This window comes from Pseudoxanthomonas spadix BD-a59 (genome assembly GCF_000233915.3).
GTDB classification, from domain to species: domain Bacteria; phylum Pseudomonadota; class Gammaproteobacteria; order Xanthomonadales; family Xanthomonadaceae; genus Pseudoxanthomonas_A; species Pseudoxanthomonas_A spadix.
In genome coordinates this window covers 3,353,612-3,376,747 of sequence record NC_016147.2, presented here as the reverse complement: position 1 = coordinate 3,376,747, position 23,136 = coordinate 3,353,612, and the positions used below count along the sequence as shown (strand labels likewise).

Genomic DNA, 23,136 nt, shown 5'->3' with positions numbered 1-23,136 from the left:
ATGCTCGGCTCGCTTTACGGCTCGGTCAGGTAAAGCTCACGGCAACGGCAACGGCAACGGCAACGGCAACGGCACAAGCAACAGCACAAGCAACAGCACAAGCAGCAGCTCAGGCCAACAGCTCAGGGCAACAGCTCAGGGCAACAGCTCAGGGCAACAGCTCAGGGCAACAGCTCAGGGCAACAGCTCAGGGCAACAGCTCAGGGCAACAGCTCAGGGCAACAGCTCAGGCGTGGGTTGCCGCCGCCGCACGGCACGGTGCGAACAGATCCCGCGAGGCGTCGTACAGCGAGGTCTTCACGTCCAGCAGGCCCAGCACCGAGGGAAACAGGTTGTCGTGGCTGGTGGGCCGGGTGGCGCGCTGGCGCAGGCACTGCAGGTCCAGGCCCTCGTCGCGGGCGAAGCGGTCGCCGAACCACATCACCATCGGCACGTGGGTCTGTTCGCGCGGGGCGATGGCGTAGGGCACGCCGTGCAGGAACAGGCCCTTCTCGCCCAGTGATTCGCCGTGGTCGGACAGGTACACCAGCGCGCTGTCCACCTCGGTGCGCCTGGCCAACGCGCCGATGGCGCTGGCCAGCACATGATCGGTGTAGCGCAAGGCATTGTCGTAGGCGTTGACGATCTCCTGGCGCGAACAGCGGCCCAGGTCAGGCACCTGGCAGGCAGGCGTGAAGCGGGCGAACTGCGGCGGGTAGCGGTCGTAATAGCTGGGTCCGTGGTTGCCCAACATGTGCAGGACCAGGACCTTGTCCCCGCCCGTGGTCTTGGCCATGGCCAGCGCCCCGTCCAGGTCCTTGAGCAGGATCTGGTCCCAGCAGCGCTGGTCGTTGCACAGCTGCGGGTCCTTCGCGTCGGTCACCGACTGCATCGGCAGCCCCTCGCATACGCCCTTGCAGCCAGCCTGGTTGTCGCGCCAGACCACGCCGATGCCGGCATGGTCCAGCACATGCAACAGCGACTGGTGGGCGCGGATCTTCTTCTCGTCGTAGTCGTGGCGGCCCCACGGCGAAAACATGCACGGCAACGAGACCTCGGTGGCGGTGCCGCAGGCGCTGGTGTCGGTGAAGTTGATCACGCCGGCTTGGCGCAGCTCCGGGGTGGTGTCGCGGGCGTAGCCGCCCAAGCCCCAGTTCTGCGCCCGCGCGGTTTCGCCGACCACGATCACCAACAGTCGCGGCCTGGCCCCGGCCGGGCGCGCGGCGACCTGGACCGCGTCGGTGCCGATGGGCAGCTTGGGCTTCTTCGGGCCGGGCGGGCTGGCGAAGGCCACCTTGCCCAGCGAGAGCATCCAGTTGCCCGGGGTGGCCAGGTAGCGCAGGTCATGCTGGTTGCGCATCAGCGCGGCCAGCGGCTGGTAGCCGGCCACCGCCGCCACGGTGCTGGCGGCCAGGGCACCGCCCAGCAGCAGGACGCGCGCGCCCAAAGCCTTCTTCAAAGGTCGGCCGACCAGCTCCACGCGCCACAGCAGCGCCACCGGGATGGCCGCCAGCAGCAGCGGTGCCAGCAGCGACCAGGTCATCAGTTCGGACGATTCGCGCGGGTCGGTGGCCAGCACGTTGCGCACCATGTCCGCGTCCAGGTACAGGCCAAAGGCCTGCATGAAGTGCGAGGCCGCGGCGGTCACCAGCACGATCACGCTCAACAGCGGCTTGGCGGTCCAGCGGTTGACCAGCAGGCCCAGCAACAGCGCGTGCAGGCCGACCAGCAAGACCAACAGCGAGATGGCCATCGGCCATTGCTGGGCGGGTGCGGTGATGGCGGCCGACCAGAAACGGACATTGCTGAAGACGGCGAAATACAGGCTGGCCAGCAGCACCAGCATTTCGCTGCTCAGGCGCGGCGGCTGCCGCAGCCGCGCCGCCAGATGTGGCACGTCGGCGCCGGGCCGCTTGCGCGGCATGGGCAGGTCGGCGCTCATGCCTTGACCGCCGGCTGGCGCGGCAGCATCAGCCGTGCGCAGACCCAGGCCATGAGCCAGCACACCGCCGCCGAGGCCACGTCGTGGGAGAGAAAATGCGCGCCGCGCAGCTGCTGGCTGATGCCGAACACCAGGCCCACCCCGAGCGCGATGCCCAGGCCGATCCAGCCCCAGCGGCGATCCAGCGCGCCCAGGCCGAAGAACAGCGCCAGCCAGCCATAGCCGGCGCTGGCGTGGCCGGCAGGAAAGCACTGGCCGGGGCCATGGCCGGCCGGACGAGGCTGCAGCAATTCCACGTACGGATGGCTGCCGCCGTAGCGGACCAGGTCCCAGGGGCAGTCGACAGCAGTCCAGGACTTCAGCCAGGACACCATCAGCGGACCGGTCAGCGTGGCCACCAGCAGGTAGTCCAGGGGCCGCCACCAGGCGCGCTTGCCGGCATCGCGTGCGAGCACCATGCGCGTGCACGCCATCACCAGCCAGGCGAGGATATCCAGCCGCTTGCCCCAACGGTGAACCAGGTCCTCGGTGAACCAGGCGTGCTGCAGGGCCCAGCGGCCCCCTTCGAGCGCATACAGCTGGTCGGCCAGCCACCGGTCTGCGCCGGCGCCCTGCAACAAGGCGATGGCCGCGATGGCCGCACCCAGCGGGCCCCACAGCAGCAGGTCAGGACGCAGGCGCGCGGCGGCGCGAACGCGGAGAAGTCTGGTGGCAGGCATCTGCATTGAAGGCGCACGCATCACGGGAACGGCGCGGATGCTCGGGCCTGCACCGTCGGAGCTTCGTCGGAGCGAGGTTGGCTGGATTTAACCGTTCAGCCGCCGGTGGCTATGGGAGAATGTGCATGGCCGCGCATCCAACACCATTCCGACAACGGCATCCCAACCATACGCGCCCATCCATGGCGATCGCGACTGCGCTGCGGCCATCCGAGGCATTTGAGGAAGCACGGCCATGCGCCTGCTGGTGATCGAGGACAACCGCAACCTGGTGGCCAATCTGTTCGATTACTTCGAATCGCGCGGCCACGCCCTGGATGCCGCCCCCGATGGCGTTACCGGCCTGCACCTGGCCACGACCCAGGTCTTCGACGCGGTGCTGCTGGACTGGATGCTGCCGCGCATGGACGGGCGCGAAGTGCTGCGCCGGCTGCGCGGCGAGTACGGCAGCATCGTGCCGGTGATCATGCTCACCGCGCGCGATGAACTGCCCGACAAGATCGACGGTTTCCGCACCGGCGCCGACGACTACCTCACCAAACCCTTTGCCATGCAGGAACTGGAAGTGCGGCTGGAGGCACTGCTGGCCCGCGCCAACGGCCGCAACCGCCGGCGCGTGCTGCAGGTGGCCGACCTGACCCTGGACCTGTCCACCCTGGAAGCCACCCGCGCCGGCCAGCCGCTGCACCTGTACCCGGCCTGCCGCAAGCTGCTGGAAGTGCTGATGCAGGCCAGCCCGGCCGCGGTCACCCGCCAGCGCCTGGAATACGCGCTGTGGGGCGATGAGCCACCCGACGGCGACATGCTGCGTTCGCACATCTACGAACTGCGGCGCAGCGTCGATGGCCCGTTCCAGACCAAGCTGATCCAGACCCTGCCGCGGGTCGGTTACCGGCTGCTGACCGGTGATGTCGCTGCCGATGGCGCGTAGGATCTCGCTGCGCAAGCGCCTGCTGCGCTGGGCGCTGGTGTACCTGGTGGTGGTCACCGGCGCGGTGGTGCTGGGCGGCGAGGTGGTCAACGAACACGCCGAGCGCCAGGTGTGGCGCTCGCTGATGCGCTCGGACCTGCAGCATTTCGTCGAACGGCGGCAGGCCGACCCGGGCTACAACTGGATCGACGATCCGGCCGAGCGCCTGTATTTCCTGAATACCGATCCGGACGTGCCGACCAAACTGGCCGCGCTCAAGCCCGGGCTGCACGATGACTTTTCCATCGATGGCGTGGAGCACGTGGTGCTGGTGGAAGACACGCCGCTGGGGCGGCTGGCGCTGGCCCTGGATCTGACCCGTTTCGAAGGCGTGGAAGGCTGGGTGACCCTGGGCACGGTGGGCGCCGCGGCGGTGGCCATTGCCGTGTTCGGCCTGCTCATGGCCTGGGGCCTGGGGCGCGCGGTGCGGCCGCTGGGCGCGATGGCCGACCAGATTGCCGGGCTACGCCCGGACATGGGCCATGCCCGCATCCAGGTGGCCGAGGACGCCAGCGAGGAACTGCAGGTGATCGGCGCGGCGTTCAACGACTACCTGGAGCGCAACGCCCGTTTCGTCGAACGCGAACGCGCCTTCATCGACAGTGCCAGCCATGAGCTGCGCACGCCGGTGGCGGTGATCGCCGGCGCCAACGAACTGGCCCTGGAGCAGCCCGACCTGCCGGTGGCCGCGCGCCAGCCGCTGCTGCGCGTGCGCCGCACCGCGCGCAACGTCGAACAGCTGATCGCGCTGCTGCTGGCGCTGGCCAAGGATCCGGCGCGCCTGGCCGGCAGCGCCGACATGGTGGCCCTGGACGAACTGCTGCCGGCGGTGGTGGCCGATCACCGCCACCTCACCGAAGGTCGCGACCTGGAGATCGTGCTGGCGCCGCTGCCTGCCTGCGTGATCCGCGCGCCGGTGGCCATGGTCCAGGCCGCGATCGGCAACCTGCTGCGCAACGCGGTGGAGAACAGCGACCGGGGCCGGATCGAGGTCGGCCTGACCGCCGATGCCACCGTGATCATCCGCGATCCCGGCCATGGCATGTCGCCGGAGGAAATCAGCGAGGTCTACGGGCGTCTGGCCCGCGGCGGCGGCGGCCGCGACGGCGGCGGCATCGGCCTGGACCTGATCGCGCGCCTGTGCGAGCACCTGGGCTGGCAACTGCGGATCGACTCCGAGCCGGGCCGCGGCACCGTTGCCCGGCTGCGCCTGGCACCGGCCGAAGGCCTGTAGCCGAGCCTGCAGCGCTGCCGTTCGCCCGATGACCGGGAATGTCCCGGCCGGGCAGGTTCGGCCTGCCCCCGAAACCGGGGAAAGCGGGAAGCCGTGCCTGCGGCACGCGGGTAAACTCCAGGGCTGCATGCGGTGCCCCTGGCGCGCCGCGTCACGTGCGTGCGAGGTCCGGGAAAGGCAATGATTTCAGGTTGGCTGTTGCTGGGCATTTCAGTCGGCTATGCGGTGCTGCTGTTCGGCATCGCATGGTTCGGCGACCGCCATCCGCTGTATCCCAACCGGCGCTGGCTGCGCCCGGCGATCTATTCGCTGGCGCTGGCGGTGTACTGCTCGTCGTGGACCTTCTATGGCGCGGTCGGCAGTGCAGTGCGCAACGGCATCGGCTACCTGCCGATCTACCTTGGGCCGCTGCTGATGCTGGCGTTCGGCTGGCGCATCATCGAACGCCTGGCGCTGGCGGCGCGCAGCCAGAACACGGTCTCCATCGCCGATTTCATTTCTTCGCGCTACGGACGCTCGCGCCGGCTGGCGGCCCTGGTCACGGTGATCGCGCTGGTCGGGGTGATCCCCTACCTGGCGCTGCAGTACAAGGCGGTGGCGATGAGCCTGGGCGTGCTGACCGGGTACAACCCGCAGGCCGCCGGCTTCCTGCACGACCCGGCGCTGTACGTGGCGCTGCTGATGGCGCTGTTCGCGGCCCTGTTCGGCACCCGCCAGGTCGATGCGACCGAACACCACCACGGCATGATGCTGGCCATTGCCATGGAGTCGGTGGTCAAGCTGGTGGTGATCACCGCGGTGGGTGTGTTCGCCTGGCAGTGGCTGGGCACGGGCGGGCATGCGCTGGGCGAGTCGGTGCTGACCCTGTTCCATAACGCCCCGCCGGTGGGATTGCTGACCCAGACCCTGCTCGGATTCCTGGCCATCATCTGCCTGCCGCGCCAGTTCCACGTGGCGGTGGTCGAATGCGGCGAGGTGGGCGACGTGCGCCGCGCGCGCTGGATGTTCGGCGCCTACCTGGTGGTGATCTCGGCGATGGTGGTGCCCATCGCCACGGCTGGCGCGGAATTGTTCGGCGGGTCCGGCGCGCAGGCCGGCGATACCTATGTGCTGGCACTGCCGCTGGCGCTTGGCCGCGAGGGCCTGGCCATCGCCGCCTACATCGGTGGCTTTTCGGCGGCCACCGGCATGGTGATCGTGGCCAGCATCGCCCTGGCCACCATGGTCAGCAATGATCTGGTGATGCCGCTGCTGCTGCGCCGTGGCTGGGGCGAGCGCCACGACGCGGCCGACATGGCCACCCGGGTCCTGTGGATCCGCCGGGTGACCATCGTGGCGCTGGCGCTGTGCGCCTTCGCCTACCACCGCAACAGCGACGGTGGCAGTACCCTGGCCAGCTACGGCCTGATCGCCTTCGCCGCGGTGGCGCAGTTCGCACCGGGGCTGATCGGCGGGCTGTACTGGCGCGGGGCCAGCCGCCACGGGGTGGAGCTGGGCATGGCAGTGGGCTTTGCCACCTGGGGCTATACCCTGCTGCTGCCGACCCTGTCGGCCTCGGGCTGGTTGGGGCCGCAGTGGCTGGTCACCGGGCCGTTCGGGGTGTCCTGGCTGCGTCCGCAGCAACTGTTCAACCTGACCGGCTGGGACCCGTTGACCCACGGCACGTTCTGGTCGCTGCTGCTCAATGCCGGCACGATGATGATCGTCTCGGCGCGCTGGCGGCCCAGCCTGGATGAACGCCTGCGGATCGTGCCGTTTCTGGACCCGTACGCCCAGCGGCGTGCGCTGATCGCAAGCCCGTGGCCGGGCGGGAGCGTGCGCGTGTCCGACCTGGTCTCGCTGGCCCAGCGCGTGGTCGGCGAGCGCCACGCGGTGCGTGCCTTCGCCGAGCAGGCCAACGAGCTGGGGCGCGAACTCAAGCCCGATGCCAGCGCCGACCGCGCCTGGGTCCAGTTCACCGAGCGCCTGCTGGCCTCGGCCATTGGCGCGGCCTCGGCGCGGCTGGTGTTGACCAGCGTGCTGCGCGGCTCGGGCATGGAGCTGGGCGAAGTGGTGGCGGTGCTGGACGAGGCCGGGCAGGAACTGCGTTTCAACCGCGAGATCCTTTCCTCCACCCTGGAGAACATCAGCTCCGGGGTCAGCGTGGTCGACCACGAGATGCGCCTGGTGGCCTGGAACCGCCGCTACCAGACCATGTTCGGCTACCCGGAGGGCATGCTCTACGTCGGCCGGCCGGTGGCCGACCTGATCCGCTACAACGCGCTCAAGGGCGAGCTGGGTGCCGGCGAGGTGGAGGAACAGATCGACAAGCGCATCGGCTACATGCGCGCCGGCACGCCGCACGTGTTCGAACGGGTGCGCAGCGACGGCCAGGTGATCGAGCTGCGCGGCCAGGCGCTGCCCGGCGGCGGCTACGTGACCAGCTACAACGATGTGACCGAATTCAAGCGCGTGGAGATGGCACTGCTGGAATCCAACGAGACCCTGGAGCAGCGGGTGGCCGAGCGCTCGCGCGAGGCCGAGGCCGCGCAGCAGTCCAAGACACGCTTCTTGGCCGCGATCAGCCATGACGTGCTGCAGCCGCTCAATGCGGCAAGGCTGTTCACCTCGGCGCTGCGCGAAAGCGGCGGCGATGCGGCCGAGCAGGTGCGCCTGGCCGAGCGCGTGGATGCCTCGCTGCGCGCGGCCGAGGAGCTGCTGGACGGGCTGCTGGATGTCTCGCGCATGGACGCCAACCGCCTGCGCGCCGAGCTGAGCGACTTCGACGCGGCCGAAGTGCTGCGCGAGCTGGCCGCCCAGTACGCACCGGTGGCGGCCAGCCGCGGCCTGCAGCTGCGCGTGCACGCGCCTGCCAGCGCGCCGGTGCGCAGCGATCGCCGGCTGCTGCGCCGAGTGTTGCAGAACTTCGTCGCCAACGCGCTGCGCTACACCCGCTCGGGCCGGATCGTGCTGGGCATGCGCGGGCGCGGGCGGCTGCTGGAACTGCAGGTGTGGGACACCGGACCAGGCATCCCGCCGCAGCACATGCGCCAGATCTTCGAGGAATTCCAGCGCTACCAGCAGCCCTTCGACTGGGGTGAGCAGGGCCTGGGCCTGGGCCTGTCGATCTGCCAGCGCATCTCGCGCGTGCTCGACGCGCCGCTGGATGCGCGCAGCAACGTCGGCAAGGGCAGCATGTTCTCCATCACCGTGCCACGCGCGGCCCAGATCAGCGAGCCGGTGGTGCGCCGGCGGCGTGCACCGGTGAGCGACTCGCTCGGGGGACTGAAGGTACTGTGCGTGGACAACGACCAGGAAATCCTGGATGGCATGCGCATGCTGCTCAGCCGCTGGGGCGTGGAGGTGATCACCGCCAGCACCGTCGATGCCGCCCTGGAGCAGGTGGCCGAAGGTCCGGCGGTGATGCTGGTCGACTACCATCTGCATGACCGCCTGGAAGGGCTGGATACGCTCGATGCGTTGCGTGACGCCAGCCCCGGCCCGATCGCCGGCGCGCTGCTCACCGCCGACGGGCGCGACGAGCTGAAGGTCGAGGCGCGCGCGCGCGGCTACCGGCTGTTGACCAAGCCGGTCAAGCCGGCGTCGCTGCGTTCGTTCCTGGCCGCGCACAGCGACCGCAGCCCGCCCGGGAGCTGAATGGCGCCGCGCCAATCCGACAGCGCCGCCACGGCCGCCGGGCTAGCAGTCTGTCGGACTTTGGTCGGCCGGGCTGCGAATCCGCCTGTGCGGCCCATCTTTCCGCCGCTTCTTGGCCCATAGCACCACTATGGGCCGGCGAACCGTCGAAAATCTGACCTCGCACAGCCGAATTCTCGCCTCGACCACCAAAGCCCGACAGGCTGCTAGCCTGCAACGCCCGCCGCCACCGCCGCCCCCACATGATGACCACCGCCGCGCCCGCCTCGCTGGGCGACCAGTTGCAACAGGCCATCGATGGCCTGCCGCCGGACCAGATCAGCCTGGATGCGCTGCTCGATCAGGTCGGCCCGCAGGGCCTGCTGCTGCTCACCGCGCTGCTGACCCTGGTGTTTCTGATCCCGGTGTCCATTCCCGGCGTCAGCACCGTGTTCGGCGCCGGCATCCTGCTGGTCGGTGTCAGCCGGCTGCTGCGCCGGCCGTTGTGGCTGCCGACCCGGCTGCGCCAGCGCCAGCTGCCCGCCGACAAGCTGCGCAACGCGCTGGGCCGCGGCATGGTGTGGGTGGCGCGCCTGCAGAAGGTCAGCCGCCCCCATCGGCTGCCGGTGCTGGTCGACAGCCGCATCGCCGAAACGCTCAACGATGCCGCCCTGGTGCTGGGCGCGGTGCTGCTGATGGCGCCGTTCGGGTTCGTGCCTTTCAGCAACACCATCCCGGGCCTGGCGTTGCTGCTGCTGGCGATCGGCCTGATGCAGCGCGATGGCGTGGCGGTGCTGCTGGGGCACCTGCTCAATGGCGCAAGCATCGTGTACTTCGGGATGTTGATTGGTGGCGGGGGACTGGCGGTGCGCGAGGTGTGGGACCGGATCGTGGGGTGAGCCGCGCTTCTCCTGACCAGCACGATTCCGGCGGTGGCCTCCAGCGAGGGCTTGCTGCCGGCACATCCAGGCGATGGCACAGCAACTGACGAGGCGGCCCGGCAGCCGTTCCTGCAGCCCGAAGCGATGGGTGCGCCCGGGCGCTGACCGGTCTGCGCCGGCTACCGCGCTTGCTCGAAGGCCAGCACGGCGCGTTCGTCTTCCTCGGCCTGCACCAGGCGCTGGAACAGCTGGGCAAGGGTGACCACGTCCTGGTGGTTGTGCTGGGCCACGCGACGCAGGTTGCCGGCGCTGCCACCGCGCAGGTAGGACAGCCAGGCGGCCGGGGCTTGGCAGCCGGGCAGGTCGTCCTCGCGCACGATGCGCAGCAGCTGGCGCTCGATGGTGGCCAGCCTGCAGTTTTCCCAGGTGCCGCGATAGCGCCGGCGGGTGGGGTGCAGCAGGTCGACGTGATCGAGCGCGGTGACCGGTTCGGGCAGGCGCGCCAGGCGGTAGCGCGTTTTCAGCAACGGTGCGTCGTAGCTGCGGCCGTTGTAGCTGGACAGCACCGTGCCCGGCGACAGCCACCCGGCGAATGCACGCAGCATCGCGCCTTCGGCGGCCATCGTGGAGGTCAGCAGCTGGCGCACGCGCAGGCCTTCGATCCCGCTCGCATGCACCTGCCAGTCGGCCGCACCGATCATGAAGGCGCGTGTGCCGCTGCCGCCGGCCAGGCCGGTGGTCTCGGTATCGAAGAACAGCAGGTCGCACGGCGCCACCGCATCCTCGCAGCGCCTGGCGAAGGCCAGTGACAGCGCCATACGCGGGATCGGCTGCGGCAGGAATGCCTCGATCAGGTGCAGGCCGGGCGAGATCTCTTGCCCGGGCAGGCTGCGCTCGGCCACTGCGGCACCCCGCGCGACGGCCGCGCCTGCCGGAACGGCCGGCTTGCGCTCGCGGGTGGCGATCAGACGACGCAGCGCGTCCACGTTCTGCGGCTGCAGGCCGCGCCGATGGCGGTCGTTGGCGGCAGGCGTGGCGGTGGGATCCATCCAGTCCAGGACCGAGCGTTCACGCGTGCGTGCGCTGTCCGGCGTTGCGACATTTGGCGAAAGCTGGGCGCCATCGCCCGATGGCGCCGCCTCGCGCACCGTGGGATCGCCGGCCTGCTTGCGCAAGGCGCGCAGTCGATCAGCGCTGATGCTCATGGGCGGCCATCCGCTGAACCCTTCACAGCAGCGCGCCCCGCACGACGTGGCAGCCGCCACGGCGGCGAAGGGGCTCTCCCACTGCGCTCACGTCCTGCGATCAACACGCCACGCGCGCGCTGACCGACATCGCCGCCGTGACGGCTCCCGCAAGATCGGCGCTGCATCGTCGTCACGCCGACGTATCCGGTGCCGCGCGCTCGTCATCCAGCGCACGATGATCCGCCGTCAACGCGCCATCGGCCGGCGCGAACCCCGCGCTCGCATCGAAGCCTGCGTCCTCGTGCAGCGCAGTCCCAGGCTCGCACAGCAGCGCCAGCACCTTCAGCGCCAGGGTCTTGGGCCAGGTGCCGTTGCCCTCTTCGTGTGCGGCCAGCACCGGGCCCACGCATGCGGGGCAGCCGGCCTTGCAGTCGCAGCGCTGAACCAGCTCGCCGGCGCGCTGCACCAGTTCGCCCTGGCGCTGCCACAGCGGTTCGCTCAGGCCCACGCCGCCGGGGAAGTTGTCGTACAGGTACACCGTCGGCACGAACGCCTGTTCCAGGCTCGCCGCACCCTCTGCGCCTTCCACGCCGCGCAGCTGGCCGCGGCCGCTCTGGTCGGCCAGCGCGAACCAGGCGCCGTCGCCGTTGCCCACGGCTTTCTGCAGGTCGCGCGCATCGGCCATCACCGCCACCGTGGCCACCACGTGCAGTGCATGCGAGGCAGCCAGGAAGCCATCCAGCGCGTCCTGCCTGGAGGCGAACGCCTTGCCCAGGGCGGCCTGCGGCAACTGCCACCACACCGCGGTGGTGTGCAGCTCCTGGTCGGGCAGGTTGACCGGGCCGTAGCCGATGTTCTCGTGGGTGTAGTAGCGGATCTTCTTGTAGCCGCTCACGCGCCGGACCACGTGGACCTCGCCGTGGTGCGCATCGCCGCGCCCGGCCGGGCCGCCGTCGAAGCGTTCCAGCACCTTGAGCCGGGTGTAGTCGATGCTGTCGGTGTAGTAGTCCACCTGGGTGCGGCTGACGTAGGCCTTGCGGCCTTCCCAGTCCAGCCGTTCAACCTGATACGGCGTGGACTGCACCATGTGGATCGCGCCTTCGTACAGGGTCAGCGCCGCGGCCGAATAATCGACCTCGGCAATGATGGTCTGCTTGCCGTCGGTCCTGTCGACCACCACGAAGTTGCCGTCGGCCACCGAGCGCAGGCTCACCGCATTGGCCGGATAACTGTCGGCGATCCACTCCCAGCGCTCGCCTTCCCGGTGCACGACTTCGCTTTCGGCCAGTGCTCCCAGGTACACCAGCGGATCGATCGGGCCGAACGGCTCACCGGCGTTGAACGGCAGCTCGAACGCGGCGCAGCGGATATGGTCGAACAGGATCAGCGGCTGGTCCGGCGCGGTGCGCGCGTGTTCGGGCGGCGCATCGGCGAAGAAATCCGGATGCCGCACCACGTACTGGTCCAGCGGCTGCGAGCTGGCCACCAGCACCCCCAGGCAGGGGCGCTGGCGCCGGCCGGCGCGGCCAAAGCGCTGCCAGGTCGCCGCCACGCTGCCCGGATAACCGTTGAGGATCACCACGTCCAGGCTGCCGATATCCACGCCCAGCTCCAGCGCCGAAGTACTGACGATGCCGTCGATGCGGCCTTCGCGCATCGCCCGTTCGGCCTGACGCCGTTCGGTGGGCAGATAACCGCCGCGATAGGCGCGGATGCGCGCGGGCTTGCGCGGGTCGTGGTCGAAGATGTCCTTCAGGTACTTGGTCAGCACTTCCACCATCAGCCGGTTCTGGGCGAACACCAGGGTCTTCAGGCCGGACTTGATGGCGATGCGCGCAATGCGGTTGCTCTGCGAACGGGCCGAGGCGCGCAGGCCCAGGTCGGCATTGACCACCGGTGGATTCCACAGCAGCACGTGCTTGTCGCCGGTGGGTGCGCCGGATTCGGTGATGGCATGCACGCGCTCTTCGATCAGCGCCTGCGCATGCGCCTGCGGATTGCCGATGGTGGCCGAGCACAGGATGAACTGCGGACTGGCGCCGTAGAAGGCGCAGATGCGCTTGAGCCGGCGCAGCACGTTGGTGACATGGCTGCCGAATACGCCGCGGTAGGTGTGGATCTCGTCGATCACCACGTACTGCAGGTTCTCGAAGAACTGCGCCCACTTGGTGTGATGCGGCAGGATCGCCTGGTGCAGCATGTCCGGGTTGCTGACCACGATGTCGCCATGCAGGCGGATCGCCTGGCGCGCATCGCCCGGTGTGTCGCCATCGAAGGTGAAGGCCTTGACGCCCAGTTCGCCCGCGCGATTGAGCTCCAGCAGCTCGGCCACCTGGTCCTGCGCCAGCGCCTTGGTCGGGAACAGGTACAGCGCCTTGGCCTGGCGCGTCATCGCCGCGCTCAGCACCGGCAGCGTGTAGCACAGCGACTTGCCGCTGGCGGTGGGGGTGACGATGGCCACGTGCTCGCCGCGCCGGGTCGCTTCCCATGCCTGCGCCTGGTGCGCGTAGAGCCGTTGGATGCCGCGCGCACGCAGCGCCTCGGCCAGGGCCGCCGGCACCTCGTCGGGGATCGGCGCGTAGCAGCCTTCGCGCCCGGGCAGGGTGAAGCTGCCGGTGATGCGGTCGGCGTAGCGGCGCTCAAGCCGCTGGGCCAGCAGCGCGCCGTCCTTGGAGGGCTGGCCATCGGTGGTGGCCAGGGCGCGTTCGGCGTCTTCGGTGCGGCGGGTCAGCGCGTAGGCCATGGTCGATCTTCCCCAAAGCCGTGCAGGGAAACCGATGCCGGTCTCACGGCGTGAGACACCCTTGCTGTGCCCCTCACTAGAATGGCCCGCAATCCTCCTGCGAGTCCCACCATGCCCCTGTCCGCCCACTGCGTCCCGGTCGCGATCGATGACCGGGTGTCCATCGCCAACGATGCGCCGTTTGTGCTGTTTGGCGGGCTCAACGTGCTCGAAGACCTGGATTCGACCCTGTTTGCCGCCGAGCACTTCAAGCGGGTGACCGACAGGCTGGGCATCCCGTATGTGTTCAAGGCCTCCTTCGACAAGGCCAACCGCTCCTCGATCAGCTCCTATCGCGGCGTCGGCCTGGAGCAGGGCCTGCGGATCTTCGAGCAGGTCAAGCAGCAGCTGGACATTGCGGTGATCACCGACGTGCACGAGGTGGCCCAGGCCGCGCCGGTGGCCGAGGTGGTGGACGTGCTGCAGATCCCGGCGTTCCTGGCACGGCAGACCGATCTGGTGGTGGCCATCGCCCGCACCGGGCGCGCGGTGAACATCAAGAAGCCGCAGTTCATGAGCCCCACCCAGATCCGGCACGTCGTCGACAAGATCCGCGAGGCCGGCAACGACCGCATCATCCTGTGCGAGCGTGGCGCGCAGTTCGGCTACGACAACCTGGTGGTGGACATGCTGGGCTTTCGCGAAATGACCGAGTCCAGCGGCGGCCTGCCGGTGATCTTCGATGTCACCCACAGCCTGCAGCGGCGCGATCCGGGCAGCGAAGCCTCGGGCGGGCGCCGCCGCCAGGTGCCGGAGCTGGCCCGTGCTGGCATGGCGGTGGGACTGGGCGGGCTGTTCCTGGAGGCGCATCCGGACCCGGACCACGCCCGTTGCGACGGCCCCAGCGCCTTGCCGCTGGCCGCGCTGGAGGCCTTCCTTGCGCAGATCAAGGCGATCGATGACCTGGTCAAGGGCTTGCCGGCGCTGGACATCGCCTGAGGCGGGGGCTTCAAGGCTCGCCCGAGTCCCCGGCCTGTACCTGGCATCGTCGCGGCGCCGGGCCAGCAGTTGCCTTGTCCAACGCCAGCGCGTGTCGGCATGTTCGCGTCCCGGGGCACTTTCAGTGATAATGCCGCGCTGCCGCCGGCCTTGCCGCGGCAGCGTGCAACAGCAAGGCGCCTGTAGCTCAGCCGGATAGAGTAGTGGCTTCCGAAGCCATTGGTCGGGGGTTCGAATCCCTCCAGGCGCACCAACAACCCCAATCAAGCCACTGATTGCATTGGTTTTTTTGTTTTATGGGTCCATATACCCCCTAAGAACCTCCTGCGAGACGTCGGCGGAAAGAGCAGGCTTTCGCAGGCTGTAACGGCCTCGTTGGTTCGGCAGGCGCCACAAAGGCGAATCTCAGTGGCGTCGCCCCGCACCTGATCCATGCAGGCACGCCGGCTCGACCATTAACGCTGCCCATCCTGTCCGCAGCGATGAAGCTGATGGCCTGATGTGTCTGTCAGGTTCCACTTGCCATATCGCCGAGGCGTGGATCGTGGTGGTGACGCATTCGATGCACGATCGCCGTTTCCACGGGCCGTACCCGGCACAGTCTGCCGCCTGCAATGCAGCCGATTGCCTGCGGCGGCAGCATCCCGAAGCGGAGTGGACGATTGATGTGCTGGAGCCGGCTAGGTGAGTGCGCCAGAGCCATTCAATGCAAACAGCAGAACAGCCGCGTCGAGACGGTCGAGAACCGTGAAGACATGGAATCGGTCACCTACTGGGGCACGCTGCTCGAACCGATGGTTGCCACGGCCTACACGCAGAAGACCGGTATCAGGGCCAGGAAGCCCAATGTGGTGCTTCAGCATCCGACCTTCCCGTACCTGCTGGCGAAGATCCACCACGAAATCGTTGGTCGCTCCGACGTGCAGATTCTGGAGTTCAGACCGCCGGCGAGTTCGGCAAGCGCTCGTGAAAGGACGGCGTGCCGGAATACGTCCAACTTCAAGTGCAGCACCAGTTGGCCGTGACCAGCAAGGCGGCGGCAGACGTGGCCGTGCTGCTGTGCGGGCAGAAGCTGGAGATCCATCGCATCGAACGCGACGATGAATTGATCGCGTCTTCGTCTATGGCCTCGCCATGTTCGGGCCGGGTGTGTATCTGTCCCGATTCCACGGCCAGGCGCAGTGCATGCAAATCGGGAATAGGCAGGCAAGAAAAAGGACGGGGAGCATCGGCTCCCCGTCCTTCACGCGTACGTTTCTATTTTTCAGTTCAGCATTGAAATTCTGTTGATCATCGACTGATTACAGATCATGAGCTTTTCTGCCAGGCATGCGATGAGCAGGCCATTGCGCAATTTTTCGCACCAATGTTGCGGAATGCCTTGCTCGCCATAAAGGGCACCAGCGATCTGGCCGGTGATGGCCGCCGTGGTATCGGCATCGTCGCCGAGGTTGGCGGCCATCAGGATGGCTTGCTCGAAGTCGTTTGTGTAGTGGACGCACCACAGCGCCGCTTCCAGTGACTCCACGCAATAGCCGTTGCCCCGAACCTGTTCACGGGTCTTGGTCTGGTAGCTGCCCTTGGTAAGGGCCTGCACCTTGGGTTGGCTCGTAGCCTCTGCTGCGCCAGCGAGCAATTCCGCCTTGCCTTTGCCATCCAGCGCGTTGTAAATGACTCGTGCCAGCAAGCGGCAGCAGTCCACCGCTTCGGCAGCTGCGTGCGTGGTCAGCGAGCTTTCTCCCGCACGCTCCAGTAATTCGCTGCTGCGATGGAACCACAGCACCACCGGTGCAAGCCGCATCAGCGAACCATTGCCTGCCGCCATCGGATCATCATCGCCCGCCCAAGGATTACCGTCCTGTGCGTAGCGTTCCAATGCAACAACCGTCGTGTTACCGATGTCGAAGCAACGCCCGGTCGAACTCAGATAGCCCTCGCGCCACCAACGCAGGTATCGCTGCATCTGGTCATTCGCGTCAAAGCCATTGCATTCGATCAAGCTGGTCGCAAGGCACAGCGCCATTGAAGTGTCATCCGTCCATTGACCAGGCTGCAAGCCAAACGGCCCGCCGCCGACCATGTCGGTCAACGGCGAATAACTGTCGCGCGGCTTGAATTCCAGCGTGGTGCCCACGGCATCGCCGCAGGCAAGCCCAAGCAGGCAGCCGCGATAGCGGTCGGCAAGGGTGATGGCGCGATCACTCATTTTGCAATCCGGTGTAAGGCTCGAACCGGCGCACATCGTAATGCAGCACGCAGAAGTCGCCTTCCTCATCGATGAAACCGGCGATCAAATCCAGCGGTTCGTGGAAATACACGCTGCCGCAGCCGTGCTCGGTGTCCATTGGCGCGTTCTTCAGCAGCTCCACCACCACCACCGGCACACCGTAGTCCGGAGTCTTTCGATATTTCAGGCCGGGCTTCCATTGCGCCAGCATTCCCGGACGCAGCGCCAGTTCCGCGCCATTGGTGAGCTGCTTGAAACCGGCGACCAGATCGGCGCATTGCTTGCGGATTTCGGCCTGCTCGCGGCTTTCGTCGCCGCCGACGAGCTTCAACGCCTTGCCCTTGTGTTCGGTGATGTCCATGACGTTTTCCGGTGTGGTTGACCGGAACAGAATATTCAAAAGGTGCGACGATTTGCGTCGTGTTTGATCTAGGTGAATCCAATGCGGCGCAATTTGTCGCATGGCCGATTAAGATTTGCGAAATGAACAAACAACTTCCGGAGCATCTGCCAATCGACCAGGTCCTGCGCGAGGCCTTCAGGCATCTTTTCAATCGCGCCGAAGCTGCCAATTTTGGTCAAGCCACCGGTGCCGCAATGCCTATTGTTCCCGTGGCCGGGCAGACCTTGAGTCAAATCATCCGCGGTGCGCTGCAAGAGGGCAGGAGCATTGTCGTGTATTCGCCGGAGTTCCCGGCATGGCATGTGGCACTGAACCTGATAGCCGCGGTCGGCAGCATTCAGATGGACAGGATGCGTTCGGGCAACCTTGAAGATGAAGACTGGTCCAAAACGACCCAGGCAATCCACGCACTGCGGAAGACAAAGATCTATTTCTGCAACAGCTCGATGGCGGCTTTCCCGAAAAACTTTGACCAGGTCTATGTCATTCGACCTTCATAGTATTGATTTAGAGCGACACAGATTTCCGTGCTGATCTTGATGGTGCGCAGCCCCAAAAACTTCCGGAGCCGCCATATGGCTCCGAAAGTCGCCGACTTGATCTGTCTGTCTGGGAGCGGGCGACACTTGGCGTAGTGCAGGATTCGGAAGATCGCTGGAAGATTGGCGAGTTCAAGCTCGCCTTCAACGAAGCCGTAACCGACGAGCGCTTTCTGCGCGCCGCCGCAGTCGTGTGTCGCCGGCTGGATGCCGCCGGCGCGAAGGATGACGGAAAACCGCGCGGCGTATCGTACGTGCGTTTCGACTGGCAGAACCTTGCCCTGCGACGGCTACCGACCAATGTCCGCGAGCGCCTGCTGGCCTGCCTCCCCGGCGCAGGCACGATGGAGCGGCGGATTGATCGCGCCGTCGCGGCAGCACGTCGCAAGCCACATTGAGGCATCGAAATCATTCCGGTTGCCTCGAACGAAGCCAGCCACGACAATCGAACAGGGGGATCACATGTCAACGAAACGTCGCATCTACCTTTCCAAGTCCCGTTTCCAGAACGGCCGCCAGTGCCGCAAGCGTCTGTGGTTGGAAGTGCATCGCCGCGACCTCATCCAGGTCAGCGATGCTTCGCAGGCCCGCTTCGACGAAGGCAACCATTTCGGCGAGCTGGCGCGTGAGCTGCTTGGCGGTGGCCCGGCTATCGAAGCAGGGCCGCTGGACGCCGAACGCGCCCAAGCCGAAACCCGTGCCCTGCTGGAACTGTCGGTCCAGCAGGTGCCGCGTATCTTCGAGGCTGCCTTCGAACATGATGGGGTGCGCATCCGTGCTGATGCTGTATTACGCGGCGCGGCCAATAACGAGCTGGTGGAAGTGAAATCCCGCACCTCGGTCAAGGGCGAATACCTCTGGGATTGCGCTGTGCAGGCGTGGGTGATGCGCGGTGCTGGACTACCGCTGGGTAGAATCCACGTCGGTCACGTCAATAACCAGTTCGTGCTGGAAAGGGAAGACGATTATTCCGGCCTGCTGATAAAAGTGGATGTCACTGGCGAAGTGGAGCCTTTGATTCCCGAAGTGCCTGGGATCGTGGGCGAATTGAAAGCGGTGATGAAAGGGAATGAGCCAGTCATCGCCACGGGCAGGCATTGCGGCGAGCCGCATCCTTGCCCTTTCACCGACTACTGCAAATCGCAAGAACCCGAGGAGCCGGATTATCCGGTTTCGATCCTGCCTCACGGCGGGAAATTGGTCGAGCAATTGAAGCGGGATGGCTTTCTTGACCTGCGCGATGTTCCCGAAGAACGGTTGAGCAACGAAAGACACATCCGTGTTGCGCGTGCTTCACGCAATGCCGAGGCCATCATTTCGCCGGAATTGGTTGATGCACTTGGGGCTTTGGCGTTCCCGCGCTACTACCTCGATTACGAAACCATCGGCCCGGTGGTGCCGCGTTGGATTGGCACCAAGCCGTTCCAGCAGGTGCCGTTCCAGTTTTCCTGCCACATCGAACAGGCCGATGGCAGCATCGGTCACAGGGAATTCCTCGACATCAGCGGCAATGCGCCGATGCAGGGCCTCGTCGATGCGCTTATTTCGGCGTGCGGAACCACTGGCCCGATCCTGGTTTGGAGCCGGAGCTTCGAGGCCGGGCGCACACGCGAGATGGCGGCGTGGTTTCCGCACAAAGCCGCTGCCTTGAACGCTATCGTCGAGCGCATGGTCGATCTGCTGCCGATCTTCCGCGATTTCTACTACCACCCGGCGCAGATGGGGTCGTGGTCGATCAAGAAGGTGTTGCCGACCATTGCGCCGGAACTGGATTACGCCGACCTGGAAGTGAGTAATGGTGGCATGGCCCAGCAGGCGTGGAGGGAAGCGGCGCATCCGGACATCTCGCCGGAACGAAAACAGCAGTTGCGCGCCGCCATGCTCAAGTATTGTGAGCGTGATACTTGGGCGATGGTGAAGCTGGCGCGTTGGCGGCCTTGGTGAAGATCGCATGCGACGCAAATCGTCGCACTTATCTGGATAGTGGGAAGTCAAATTCAACCCGCCAAAGAGGAAACGCCATGACGGACCTGAAATTCAAGCTGGTCATTGAGCAAGATGGAAAGGACGTTCACTCCGAAGAGCTGGGATGTGCCCAAGTCGAAGCGATCGCGAGCGCATACGGGCGCTGGGGCGAAGGAATGCCGAGCAAGGCGCTGATCGAATTTTTGTCGATGTATCCCAGTTCCGAGGTCCGCGGCAAGATGGCGAACTTCGGCGATCTCGGGAATGATGTCTTCGAGCGGCTGGCGAAAGACACCAGCCCGTCTGTCATCAGGGAGCTGTTTGACAACGACTACTTCAAGAGCTGGGTCAGCACCGACCAGGTGATCGAATACATCAACTCTTCCGACCTTGAAACCGTAAGGGCCATTGCAGGTCGGGCTGAAGCATTGTCTGACCCGCAAAAGGTATGCAACGCGCTTCTGGTGCACAAAGACCCGGAAGTGCGTCGCGCCCTTGCTGGCAACAGTGCCGCGCCAAAGACGGTCCTCAAGAAGTTGAGCAAGGATGCGGACTTTTGCGTGAGAAGCGCTGCACTGAGGCAACTCGAGAGCAATTGATGCGCCCCCGATAAACAAGGGGGCATCTAATGTCCCGATGGCTTATCAGGCGAGAAATTCGGGGCTTGCTTGTTGATGGATTCGACGACATCCTTCGGCACGCCCTGCGCGGCAGAAGGCGTGATGACCACGCCATGAAGCTGTGCCCGCAGATCATCCCAACGCCCGCGCAGAACCTTCCAGTGCTCCTCGTCGTAAGTTCCCTTGAAGATGACGGGACGAATCTCGATCTTGGGCAATGCCTCGGCGGGGACTTTATCGACGATCGCCTGGTTCAGCTTCTTCTCCCACAAGCTGCCGATGCGATCCACGCGGCCGATTTGCTGCTCAGCCACGCCGGGGTTCCATTCGGCGAAACAGGCAGCATTGAGTGGCGAGACTTATTTTGATCGCGGCAGTGCGCGCGCAGCCCTGGCCGATTGCACGTTGCCGGCGTACTTCATGGACTTCGAAACCCATCAGTTCGCCGCGTCGATCTGGAAAGGCACTCGCCCGTGTCAGATGATTCCGTTTCAATACAGCTCAGCGGTTTGCTGTGCTGGCGCCGAAGCTGCTAGCGTTGGTCGCACGCGTAGTGCACTTGCTTCCAATCGCTCGCGATCATTACTATCACCCATCACAAATGGGGTCCTGGAGCATCAAACAAAAAGGTACTGCCAGCGGCACGACCGCATGATCCGGCATTAGATTACGCCAACCTGGATGGCGTGCAGCATGGAGGTGCGGCGATGGAAGCCTTTATCGAAGCCATTCATCCCGACACCACGTCTGCACGCAAGGGCGAAATCGAACATCAACTCACCGAATACTGCAAGCTGGACACCTACGCCATGGTGAAACTGTGGGAAGTATTTTTAGAGCCCAACCCAAGAGGATACAAGGTGAACGAAAGAGGAGGCATTGAGAAATTCAAAATTCCGGATGGCGCGCTCAGCGGGCTTACTCCCCTCTTGACCGATGTGAACCCAAAAGATCGGAAGGAAAGTTACGGAAAGGCACATACAGAATTGCAAGGAAAGGTAATCCCTGCAGTCTATTTCTGGACCATGGGCTGGAACGGATCGAGCTACGGCATATATATCGGGAAAAGCGTCAACGTCATTGGCCGGTTAAGTAATTACACAGGAAGGTTTCAACCGCAATCTCCCAATAATTTCAAGATTTGCTATTTTTATGACTTCATGAAATCAGAATTCGCGGGGTCTACACTTAATCTTTATTACCAACCGCATTATTCACTGGGGAGCAAGGAGCTGCATATCCCGGAGAACGAAATGCTTAAAAAATTCAAACCATTAATAAATAGCGCTGGATCATCGGGCGAATCCAGAAAACTAATTGAAGATGGATTCCGCTCGGCTTACAGAGAATCTTTCGAGGCGGCACTTCGGCTTTAATAGCTTCCATCATTGCAAGATGGCGGCAATACCCAAGAGCCCCCATTACCCACAAAGTAAAGGTGGATTCAAATAAATTCATACCTGATTAGCGACTCAACCTGGCCGGCCAGGTTGAGTCGCTAATCAGGGACAAAATTCATCCGATAGTTACCTTCTTCACTCCCCACACCCGCTCCCCGAAGCCCTTGATCCACCATTCCAGCAGCACCGAATCCACCACCGTCGCAGTGACTTCCATGTCACCATCCTTGCGCAGTTTGATGACTTGGTCTTCGGACAGCGGGGTTTCACCGAGGTAATACGCATTGTCCGCGTCGGTGCGAAAGCTCAGCTTGACCTTCAGGCCGTTGCCGTGGCTGAAACGCCCGTCCTCGTCATATTTGCGCAAGTCGAAGCCCTTGGGACGCTCGAAGCCGAGCGTCATCATCTCGGCCGAGACAATGCGGTGCAAGGCGATGCTGCGCTCGTTGTCATAGCCCTCGTAGCGGCAGGCGAGGTAAATCACCCCGCCCCGCTGGGCGAGCCCAAGCGGCATGATGTTGGCTTGGGTGTGCTTGCCGTTGGCACCCTGATAGTCGAGCTTCAGCCATTTGTTGGCGTACAAAGCTTCGCTGACGGTCTCGAACGTGGCCGGGCTGATCTTTGGCGGCAGCAGCGGCTGCGAGGTCGGGATGACGCGCACCTTTTGCGGCCATTGTTTCTCCAGGATCCCGGCGTCGCCCAGGGCAAGGTTCCGCTGCGCTTGGCGGAAGTAGCCTTCCATCGACTTCATCAGCTTGGGCGGCAGCAGGTTGCGAAGGTGTTCCTGCGCCATCATCAGCAGCATCGACTCCTGGGCGCTCAGGTTGGCGATGGCCAGACCCTTGGCGTTCGACAGCCAGCGATAGCCGTGGGGCTTGCTGGTGTCGTCGCACTCGATGTCGAAATGCCCGCATAGCTGTTTGAGCGTGCGCTGGATGCTGCGCAGGTCTCGCTCGAACCCGGCCTCGGCCAGTTGCCGTTGCAGTTCCGGCGCGGAAATCTTGCCGCTGCGCGGGATGCGGCGCAGCAGCTCGATGGCGAGCAGGGTGGTTTCAAGCGTACCTGAGCGTTTGGCCATGGGCCGATTATCAGCGGGCGGCCATGGGCTTGGGAAGGCGTTGAACATGTGGCGTCTGTCAGGGCCCCAGCCCCGGCACGTATTGCTCGGCTTCCAGGCCGAATGTTCAGGCCATGGCTTCACTCGCGGCCTTCATCGTCGGCGGTACGCGTACCATGCACAGGGTTTCGTCCTCGCCTTGTCGCTTGCGGTACAGAATGCCGGCGTGGTCGTGGCTGAGCACGCCTGCCTTTGCGTCCATCAGGTGGCGCGCCATGTCGTAACATTCGATCATGGCCCGGCGCAGTTCCAGATTCGATTCGCGCTCGATGCGCTCCACCGTGAGTGTCTTGCGGTCTTTGCGAATGTCCTCCGGCACATCCATGCCATGCCAGCGGTGCAGTCTCCGCCCGCTCGGAAAACGGAAGGCCAAGCCGCGCAAATGATGCAATTCGCCACGTTCGTCCAAATGAACTTCACTGGGGGCGCCCGCTGACGGAGCACATGCCATCCAGCGCCCAATACCATCCGCAATGCTCGACAAAGTCCTGCCAAGGACGATGACGCGCCGCGCCGGTGCCAGGGGCCCGGCCGCCATGGAACAAACCCTGGACTTGGGTGGAGTTTATCCACCGCCCGCGGCGTAATAGGCTGCAGGTCTTCGTCCGTTGCCGGAA

At 65.3% G+C, this 23,136-nt stretch carries 21 protein-coding genes and 1 tRNA gene; 13 read left to right on the top strand and 9 right to left on the bottom strand.

What is annotated here, in order from left to right; all coding sequences use genetic code 11:
- Positions 1 to 226: 226 nt before the first annotated feature.
- Entirely contained in the window at positions 227 to 1,921 is a 1,695-nt protein-coding gene (locus tag DSC_RS15255; RefSeq protein ID WP_014162107.1) for a phosphoethanolamine transferase, read from the bottom strand.
- Positions 1,918 to 2,646 carry a phosphatase PAP2 family protein gene (locus tag DSC_RS15250; protein ID WP_014162106.1) on the bottom strand — a complete coding sequence of 243 codons (729 nt, stop codon included), beginning with the start codon at positions 2,644 to 2,646 and terminating at the stop codon, positions 1,918 to 1,920. Before DSC_RS15250 ends, DSC_RS15255 begins: the two co-directional genes overlap by 4 nt.
- A gap of 229 nt (positions 2,647 to 2,875) precedes the next feature.
- Here DSC_RS15250 and DSC_RS15245 point away from each other — a divergent pair, with 229 nt between their 5' ends.
- The 4 genes from DSC_RS15245 to DSC_RS15230 all read left to right on the top strand — a co-directional run bounded on the left by DSC_RS15245 (position 2,876) and on the right by DSC_RS15230 (position 9,358).
- Positions 2,876 to 3,571, top strand: a complete 696-nt coding sequence (locus tag DSC_RS15245) for a response regulator transcription factor (RefSeq protein ID WP_014162105.1) — start codon at positions 2,876 to 2,878, stop codon at positions 3,569 to 3,571.
- Entirely contained in the window at positions 3,561 to 4,844 is a 1,284-nt protein-coding gene (locus tag DSC_RS15240; RefSeq protein ID WP_043291503.1) for a sensor histidine kinase, read from the top strand. Before DSC_RS15245 ends, DSC_RS15240 begins: the two co-directional genes overlap by 11 nt.
- A gap of 180 nt (positions 4,845 to 5,024) precedes the next feature.
- Positions 5,025 to 8,480 (top strand): PAS domain-containing hybrid sensor histidine kinase/response regulator, encoded by a 3,456-nt coding sequence (locus tag DSC_RS15235; RefSeq protein ID WP_043290779.1) that lies wholly within the window; start codon positions 5,025 to 5,027, stop codon positions 8,478 to 8,480.
- A gap of 245 nt (positions 8,481 to 8,725) precedes the next feature.
- Positions 8,726 to 9,358 carry an exopolysaccharide biosynthesis protein gene (locus DSC_RS15230; RefSeq protein ID WP_043291500.1) on the top strand — a complete coding sequence of 211 codons (633 nt, stop codon included), beginning with the start codon at positions 8,726 to 8,728 and terminating at the stop codon, positions 9,356 to 9,358.
- A 161-nt stretch (positions 9,359 to 9,519) separates the two neighbouring features.
- Here DSC_RS15230 and DSC_RS15225 read toward each other — a convergent pair whose 3' ends face one another.
- Together DSC_RS15225 and DSC_RS15220 are read right to left on the bottom strand one after the other, a co-directional pair.
- Positions 9,520 to 10,605, bottom strand: a complete 1,086-nt coding sequence (locus DSC_RS15225; protein ID WP_425476598.1) for a ribonuclease H-like domain-containing protein — start codon at positions 10,603 to 10,605, stop codon at positions 9,520 to 9,522.
- A 112-nt stretch (positions 10,606 to 10,717) separates the two neighbouring features.
- Positions 10,718 to 13,270, bottom strand: a complete 2,553-nt coding sequence (locus DSC_RS15220) for a DEAD/DEAH box helicase (protein WP_014162100.1) — start codon at positions 13,268 to 13,270, stop codon at positions 10,718 to 10,720.
- Between the two features lie 111 nt (positions 13,271 to 13,381).
- On the opposite strand from DSC_RS15220, the gene kdsA reads away from it, so the two are divergent.
- The 3 genes from kdsA to DSC_RS17330 all read left to right on the top strand — a co-directional run bounded on the left by kdsA (position 13,382) and on the right by DSC_RS17330 (position 15,273).
- Positions 13,382 to 14,248: a 3-deoxy-8-phosphooctulonate synthase gene (gene kdsA / locus DSC_RS15215; RefSeq protein WP_014162099.1), complete on the top strand. Its 867-nt coding sequence runs from the start codon at positions 13,382 to 13,384 to the stop codon at positions 14,246 to 14,248.
- 176 nt (positions 14,249 to 14,424) lie between these two features.
- Positions 14,425 to 14,501 (top strand) — tRNA-Arg (locus DSC_RS15210).
- Between the two features lie 361 nt (positions 14,502 to 14,862).
- Positions 14,863 to 15,273, top strand: coding sequence for a YqaJ viral recombinase family protein (locus DSC_RS17330; RefSeq protein ID WP_238527656.1), 411 nt, complete (start codon positions 14,863 to 14,865; stop codon positions 15,271 to 15,273).
- Between the two features lie 239 nt (positions 15,274 to 15,512).
- Here the strand turns inward: DSC_RS17330 and DSC_RS15200 are convergent, their stop codons facing one another.
- Positions 15,513 to 16,454 carry an ADP-ribosylglycohydrolase family protein gene (locus DSC_RS15200; protein WP_014162097.1) on the bottom strand — a complete coding sequence of 314 codons (942 nt, stop codon included), beginning with the start codon at positions 16,452 to 16,454 and terminating at the stop codon, positions 15,513 to 15,515.
- Positions 16,447 to 16,938, bottom strand: a complete 492-nt coding sequence (locus DSC_RS15820) for a hypothetical protein (protein WP_148268158.1) — start codon at positions 16,936 to 16,938, stop codon at positions 16,447 to 16,449. Before DSC_RS15820 ends, DSC_RS15200 begins: the two co-directional genes overlap by 8 nt.
- Before the next feature lie 20 nt (positions 16,939 to 16,958).
- On the opposite strand from DSC_RS15820, the gene DSC_RS15190 reads away from it, so the two are divergent.
- From DSC_RS15190 to DSC_RS15175, 4 genes are all read left to right on the top strand, one after another.
- Positions 16,959 to 17,378 (top strand): DnaB-like helicase C-terminal domain-containing protein, encoded by a 420-nt coding sequence (locus DSC_RS15190; protein WP_014162095.1) that lies wholly within the window; start codon positions 16,959 to 16,961, stop codon positions 17,376 to 17,378.
- Between the two features lie 134 nt (positions 17,379 to 17,512).
- Positions 17,513 to 17,815 (top strand): hypothetical protein, encoded by a 303-nt coding sequence (locus tag DSC_RS15185; RefSeq protein WP_014162094.1) that lies wholly within the window; start codon positions 17,513 to 17,515, stop codon positions 17,813 to 17,815.
- 64 nt (positions 17,816 to 17,879) lie between these two features.
- Entirely contained in the window at positions 17,880 to 19,361 is a 1,482-nt protein-coding gene (locus DSC_RS15180; protein ID WP_014162093.1) for a DUF2779 domain-containing protein, read from the top strand.
- A gap of 77 nt (positions 19,362 to 19,438) precedes the next feature.
- Positions 19,439 to 19,981 carry a HEAT repeat domain-containing protein gene (locus tag DSC_RS15175; RefSeq protein ID WP_014162092.1) on the top strand — a complete coding sequence of 181 codons (543 nt, stop codon included), beginning with the start codon at positions 19,439 to 19,441 and terminating at the stop codon, positions 19,979 to 19,981.
- 26 nt (positions 19,982 to 20,007) lie between these two features.
- On the opposite strand, the gene DSC_RS17160 is transcribed toward DSC_RS15175, so the two are convergent.
- Complete coding sequence (locus DSC_RS17160) at positions 20,008 to 20,316, bottom strand: SURF1 family protein (RefSeq protein WP_014162091.1); 309 nt, start codon at positions 20,314 to 20,316, stop codon at positions 20,008 to 20,010.
- Here DSC_RS17160 and DSC_RS17610 point away from each other — a divergent pair.
- Together DSC_RS17610 and DSC_RS17150 are read left to right on the top strand one after the other, a co-directional pair.
- On the top strand, positions 20,282 to 20,668 hold the full coding sequence (locus DSC_RS17610; protein ID WP_425476597.1) for a DUF2779 domain-containing protein: 387 nt from the start codon (positions 20,282 to 20,284) through the stop codon (positions 20,666 to 20,668). The genes DSC_RS17160 and DSC_RS17610 overlap by 35 nt on opposite strands.
- Before the next feature lie 41 nt (positions 20,669 to 20,709).
- Positions 20,710 to 21,378: a hypothetical protein gene (locus DSC_RS17150; RefSeq protein WP_202944896.1), complete on the top strand. Its 669-nt coding sequence runs from the start codon at positions 20,710 to 20,712 to the stop codon at positions 21,376 to 21,378.
- A gap of 139 nt (positions 21,379 to 21,517) precedes the next feature.
- Here DSC_RS17150 and DSC_RS15165 read toward each other — a convergent pair whose 3' ends face one another.
- Positions 21,518 to 22,480, bottom strand: a complete 963-nt coding sequence (locus tag DSC_RS15165; protein ID WP_014162090.1) for a helix-turn-helix transcriptional regulator — start codon at positions 22,478 to 22,480, stop codon at positions 21,518 to 21,520.
- 106 nt (positions 22,481 to 22,586) lie between these two features.
- Positions 22,587 to 23,057, bottom strand: a complete 471-nt coding sequence (locus DSC_RS16800) for a DUF6745 domain-containing protein (protein ID WP_148268157.1) — start codon at positions 23,055 to 23,057, stop codon at positions 22,587 to 22,589.
- Between the last annotated feature and the right edge of the window lie 79 nt (positions 23,058 to 23,136).

Bases quoted from the DNA above. Each gene is read 5' to 3' on its own strand.
- DSC_RS15255 (WP_014162107.1), bottom strand. From the start codon at position 1,921: ATGAGCGCCGACCTGCCCATGCCGCGCAAGCGGCCCGGCGCCGACGTG.
- DSC_RS15250 (WP_014162106.1), bottom strand. From the start codon at position 2,646: ATGCAGATGCCTGCCACCAGACTTCTCCGCGTTCGCGCCGCCGCGCGC.
- DSC_RS15245 (WP_014162105.1), top strand. From the start codon at position 2,876: ATGCGCCTGCTGGTGATCGAGGACAACCGCAACCTGGTGGCCAATCTG.
- DSC_RS15240 (WP_043291503.1), top strand. From the start codon at position 3,561: ATGGCGCGTAGGATCTCGCTGCGCAAGCGCCTGCTGCGCTGGGCGCTG.
- DSC_RS15235 (WP_043290779.1), top strand. From the start codon at position 5,025: ATGATTTCAGGTTGGCTGTTGCTGGGCATTTCAGTCGGCTATGCGGTG.
- DSC_RS15230 (WP_043291500.1), top strand. From the start codon at position 8,726: ATGACCACCGCCGCGCCCGCCTCGCTGGGCGACCAGTTGCAACAGGCC.
- DSC_RS15220 (WP_014162100.1), bottom strand. From the start codon at position 13,270: ATGGCCTACGCGCTGACCCGCCGCACCGAAGACGCCGAACGCGCCCTG.
- kdsA (WP_014162099.1), top strand. From the start codon at position 13,382: ATGCCCCTGTCCGCCCACTGCGTCCCGGTCGCGATCGATGACCGGGTG.
- DSC_RS17330 (WP_238527656.1), top strand. From the start codon at position 14,863: ATGCAGCCGATTGCCTGCGGCGGCAGCATCCCGAAGCGGAGTGGACGA.
- DSC_RS15200 (WP_014162097.1), bottom strand. From the start codon at position 16,454: ATGAGTGATCGCGCCATCACCCTTGCCGACCGCTATCGCGGCTGCCTG.
- DSC_RS15820 (WP_148268158.1), bottom strand. From the start codon at position 16,938: ATGCGACAAATTGCGCCGCATTGGATTCACCTAGATCAAACACGACGC.
- DSC_RS15190 (WP_014162095.1), top strand. From the start codon at position 16,959: ATGAACAAACAACTTCCGGAGCATCTGCCAATCGACCAGGTCCTGCGC.
- DSC_RS15180 (WP_014162093.1), top strand. From the start codon at position 17,880: ATGTCAACGAAACGTCGCATCTACCTTTCCAAGTCCCGTTTCCAGAAC.
- DSC_RS15175 (WP_014162092.1), top strand. From the start codon at position 19,439: ATGACGGACCTGAAATTCAAGCTGGTCATTGAGCAAGATGGAAAGGAC.
- DSC_RS17610 (WP_425476597.1), top strand. From the start codon at position 20,282: ATGCGATCCACGCGGCCGATTTGCTGCTCAGCCACGCCGGGGTTCCAT.
- DSC_RS17150 (WP_202944896.1), top strand. From the start codon at position 20,710: ATGGAAGCCTTTATCGAAGCCATTCATCCCGACACCACGTCTGCACGC.
- DSC_RS15165 (WP_014162090.1), bottom strand. From the start codon at position 22,480: ATGGCCAAACGCTCAGGTACGCTTGAAACCACCCTGCTCGCCATCGAG.
- DSC_RS16800 (WP_148268157.1), bottom strand. From the start codon at position 23,057: ATGGCGGCCGGGCCCCTGGCACCGGCGCGGCGCGTCATCGTCCTTGGC.